The sequence below is a fragment of the Kitasatospora sp. NPDC091257 genome (genome assembly GCF_044757675.1).
In the GTDB taxonomy this organism is placed as follows: Bacteria; Actinomycetota; Actinomycetes; order Streptomycetales; family Streptomycetaceae; genus Kitasatospora; species Kitasatospora lactacystinica.
The window spans coordinates 1-4,235 of record NZ_JBIVVI010000815.1; the positions used below are offsets into that span (position 1 = coordinate 1).

4 protein-coding genes and 1 pseudogene are annotated in these 4,235 nt (G+C 71.6%); 3 read left to right on the forward strand and 2 right to left on the reverse strand.

All coding sequences use genetic code 11. The annotated features are described in order from the left end of the window. On the reverse strand, nt 1–470 hold a 470-nt coding region (locus ACIQOV_RS30080), incomplete at its 3' end, for a DUF2461 domain-containing protein (protein WP_401053741.1). 72 nt (nt 471–542) lie between these two features. Here ACIQOV_RS30080 and ACIQOV_RS30085 point away from each other — a divergent pair. Next, on the forward strand, nt 543–875 hold the full coding sequence (locus ACIQOV_RS30085; RefSeq protein ID WP_359912949.1) for a hypothetical protein: 333 nt from the start codon (nt 543–545) through the stop codon (nt 873–875). Between the two features lie 70 nt (nt 876–945). On the opposite strand, the gene ACIQOV_RS30090 is transcribed toward ACIQOV_RS30085, so the two are convergent. Next, entirely contained in the window at nt 946–1,917 is a 972-nt protein-coding gene (locus tag ACIQOV_RS30090) for a heme A synthase (RefSeq protein WP_401053742.1), read from the reverse strand. A gap of 245 nt (nt 1,918–2,162) precedes the next feature. On the opposite strand from ACIQOV_RS30090, the gene ACIQOV_RS30095 reads away from it, so the two are divergent. After that, the gene (locus ACIQOV_RS30095) at nt 2,163–3,461 is read left to right on the forward strand and encodes a choice-of-anchor A family protein (protein WP_401053743.1); all 1,299 of its coding nucleotides are present in this window, start codon (nt 2,163–2,165) and stop codon (nt 3,459–3,461) included. A gap of 373 nt (nt 3,462–3,834) precedes the next feature. Next, nucleotides 3,835–4,235 (forward strand): annotated as a pseudogene (locus tag ACIQOV_RS30100) (hypothetical protein); the annotation flags it as partial.

A 4,235-nucleotide genomic window follows, 5' to 3' on the forward strand; every position in this document is an offset into this window, starting at 1 on the left:
CCGTTCTGGTCCTTGGGGTAGCCCCGCGGGGCCGACTTGAGGGAGTCCCGGCCGACCACCCGCGGGCCGGCCCGCTCCACCGAGGCGATCACCCGTTCCAGCTCGGCGCCGCCGAGGTCCTCGGCGACGGCGGCCCGGTAGCGCTCCAGCTGGTCCGGGGCGAGCCGGTACAGGCCGTTGCCGCAGGCCAGGCCGTCGGCGGAGAGCTGGATGTAGCCGCCGCCCTCCAGATGGGCGCCGATGTGGGTCTTGTACGGGGACTTGTCGGCGCTGAACCGGATGTCGCGGTTGGGGCGGAACACCTTCCCCGGCCCGAACTCGGGCTCCAGGTCGGCGAGCAGCTGCTCCATCGGGGTCCGTACGGCGTCCTCGTACCGCGCCTTGTGGGCCTGCCAGAAGGTCTTGGAGTTGTCGGCTTCCAGGTGCTCGTAGAAGTCGAGCGCCTCGGCCGGCCAGCCGGAGAAGGTCACTCCTCCAGTATGTGGCCCGGTGCACAGGGTGCTCCCGTCGCCAGCGGCGCTACCGGTGGGTAGCATGCGGGCATGAGCAGCGTTGAGACCGCCACCGCGCCGGACGCCCGTACCGAGCGCCGTGCCAAGCGCATCGCCAAGCACCTGACCAGCTTCGCCCGGCAGCACGGGGGCAGCGCCGACGCGGTCGTCGAGTACGTCGGCTCCGTGGCCACCCGGATCGTCGTGGTGGGCGCGGACGGCGCCTGGGGCGACCAGGTGGCCCCCAGCTACGCCGTCGGCCGCCGGGCCGCGGAGCTGGCCGGGCTGACCCTGCACGAGGACTTCGAGGGCGAGCTGGGCCTCAAGGTGAAGACCGGCGCGTACGAGTGGAAGCGGATGGCCGGCATCCAGCTCGGCGGCTGAACCCGGCCCGGACACGGCGACGGCCCGGCTCCTCCGTGCGGAGGGGCCGGGCCGTCGGTGCTGCCGGGGGTCAGACCGAGGCGGTCTGCGGGGCCTGGGCGGGCAGCTGATCGGCGGTCGCCGCGTCCGCGCGGGTGCGCAGGGCGAGCGGGACGCGCAGCGCGGCGATCCAGGTGAGGGCGGCGAGCAGCATGTGCAGGCCGACCATGAGCTCGGGCGCGTCCGTGAAGTACTGGACGAAGCCGAGCACGCCCTGCAGCAGCAGGACGGCGAGCAGCTCCTTGGCCCGGGCGCGGGCGGGCTGCGGAGCCTTGACGGCGGCGAAGACGAAGATCACCGCGATGGCCAGGCCGACCGAGACGAACGCGAAGTCGGCGTGGAACTGGGCGAGGCGGTCGTAGTCGATCGGGATGCGCGGGACGATCTTGTTGTCCTTGGGCGTGCCGGGGTGGTGCCCGGCGCCGGTCACCAGGGTGCCGGCCGCGACGAGCAGGCCGATCACGGTGACCAGGACGTACGAGAGCTGGTGGATCGGCCGGGCCACCGAGAGGCGGGGCGGGCCGTCGCCCTCCTTGGACCGCTCCCACATCAGCAGCGCGACCCAGACCAGGGCCATCGCGGCGATCATGTGCAGCGCCACGGTGTACGGGTTGAGGCCGGTCAGCACGGTGATGCCGCCGAGTACGGCGTTGCTCATCACCAGCCAGAACTGCGCCCAGCCGAGCCGGGTCATGCTGTGCCGCCAGGGCCGGTGGCAGCGGGCGGCCAGGATGGCCCAGCCGACGGCGGCGCTCAGCACGTAGGTGAGCATCCGGTTGGTGAACTCGACGACGCCGTGGAAGCCCATCTCGGCGGTGGGCGTCAGGCTCTCGTCGGTGCATCGGGGCCAGGTCGTACAGCCGAGGCCGGAGGCGGTGAGCCGGACGGCGCCGCCGGTGACGACGATCACCACGCTCATCACCAGCGCGGCGAACGTGGCGCGGCGGACCATCTCGGCGGATGGCTGCCAGCGCTCGGCGAGCAGGGAGAAGGGGTTAGGCACGGGGTCAATCGTAGGCGGCCTTACAGGCGATCTTGGGGCGGGGCACGGCTGCGCGCGGCCGCGGGCGGCGGAGTCCGGGGCCGGCGACACGCCGGGAGGGGACACGCGGACAAAGGGGGTGAATCCCTCAAGATGCGCATTGGTCTTGACCAATTGTGGTTCGGGTGGAGAGAGTGCGCCTCTGGTCCATACCTTTTTTCGGACCTCTCTCCCACCTCCTCCCGCACGTAAGCGGAGACCTGCACATGCGCATATCCACTTCCGCCGCCGCGCTCGCCGTCGGTGGCTCTCTCGCACTGGCCGGCCTGATCGCGCCGGCCGCCCAGGCCGTCGGCGCCGACCAGGAGTGCCGCGGTCTCGGGGTCGCCAACCTCTACGGCGAATTCATCGAGGGCGACGACACCCACACCCCCGACGCCGAGGGCGCGGTCGCGGTCGGCGGCAACGCCGACTTCACCGGCGGCTTCTCGGTCGGCCAGGAGCTCACCGCGGCCCAGGTCGACGCCCTGCCCGGCAAGAACGCCCTGGTCGTGGCGGGCCGGATCACCGGCCACAACACCCAGGTGATGAAGGGCAACGGCGTCTTCGGCTCCAAGGCCGACGGCGCCACCGTCCAGGCCCACCAGGGGGCCGTCGCCCAGGGCTCCTCGCCGATCGACTTCAAGGCCGAGTTCGCCAAGCTGCGCGCCGCCGCGACCTCGCTGGCCGCCGTGCCGCAGACCGCCGGCGCCACCGTCCAGGCCGAGGGCGCCAAGCTGACGTTCACCGGCGGGGACGCGAAGTACAACAGCTTCACCGTCGACGCGGCCCGGCTGCAGGGCGCCAAGGACGTCTTCCTCAAGGTGCCGGCCGGCTCGGTGACGGTGGTCAACGTGACCGGCGGCTCGTACGACATGGCGGCGGCCGGGACCACCGGCTTCCATCTGTGGGACGAGGGCCGGAAGGCCTTCGTGCTGGACGACAAGCTGCAGAGTGCCGCGGGCGGGGCGATCCGCTCCAAGCTGCTCTGGAACTTCCCGACCGCCACCAAGGTGGTCAAGAACAGCCAGGCCGCCTGGGCCGGGACCGTGCTCGCGCCGAACGCCGCCTTCGACCTCGGCAGCGGCGGTCCGGTCAACGGCTCGGTGATCGCCGCCTCGCTGACCGGCAAGGGCGGTGCGGAGACGCACCACTACCCCTTCACCGGCTGCCTGCCGGGCACCGTGCCGACGCCGTCCGGCACGCCGACGGTGCCGAGCGGCTCGCCGTCGGCCACGCCGAGCGCCTCGACCTCCCCGAGCGCTTCGGCGAGCCCCTCGGGCAGCCCGTCCGCCCCGGCGACCGGCACGCCCGGCGCCGGCGGTTCGCCCAGCGCGTCGGCCGGTGGCGCGACCACCGTCCCGTCGGTCTCGGGCAGCCCGTCCGCCCAGCCGGACGCGGGCGGCAACCTGGCGCACACCGGCTCCGGCCCGGTGCTGCCGCTGGCGATCGGCGGTGCGGTCGTGCTCGCGGCCGGCGGTGCGATCGTGGTGGCCGCCCGGCGCAAGGCGGCCAGGAAGGCCTGAGCCGGTCGAGCCCGCCCCGGCGGCGGCCCCCGGCCGCGGAGGGGCGGAATCGACGGAAAGGCCGGAATGGCCCGCTGTTCGTCGGCTGACCGAATCGGAGCCCTCGGTGATTGAACCCGATCACCGAGGGCTCCGTTCTGTCTTGAAGGTGACGAAGTCCATTCAGGTTTGTCGAATCCGCGTTCCGCGAGGTGACGGCTGTGATGGGCTGGTCATGCACATCGGAAGACGGACGGACAGTCGATATCCGGTCGTACGGCGGGGTGTGGCGGGGTGCGGGAGTGCCGGTAGAGTCCCCCGGACAGTCGTAGCGGGCCACCGCGAACCACTCAACACGCCTGCTGCACAAGACCGTTCGGAGGGGAACAAAGTAATGGCACGACAGCAGCGGCACTTCGCGATCGGTGCGACGGCGCTTGCCGGAACGGCTGCGGCCGGTTTTCTCCTGCCCCTGGCGCTGGCCACCAATGCCTCGGCGCACGTGCCGAGTTGGACGGTGACCTGCGACAAGATCGTGATCGATCTGATCAACTACAGCGGCAACGAGACCGTGAAGAACACCGTCAGCCTCACCATCGACGGCGAGAAGGTCCTGGATGGCAAGACCTTCCCGAAGGAGTACCACGGCACCTTCCCGGTGAAGGATCACAACGCCCCGATCAAGGCGAACCTGGTGGTCACCACCACGGAGAACCCGAACGAGAAGGGCTGGAACATCAACGAGACCAAGACCATCGAGCCGTGCCACACGCCGACTCCCACCCCCACGCCCAC

Excerpts from the sequence above, each read along its gene's own strand:
- ACIQOV_RS30085 (WP_359912949.1), top strand. The coding sequence starts at position 543 with ATGAGCAGCGTTGAGACCGCCACCGCGCCGGACGCCCGTACCGAGCGC.
- ACIQOV_RS30095 (WP_401053743.1), top strand. The coding sequence starts at position 2,163 with ATGCGCATATCCACTTCCGCCGCCGCGCTCGCCGTCGGTGGCTCTCTC.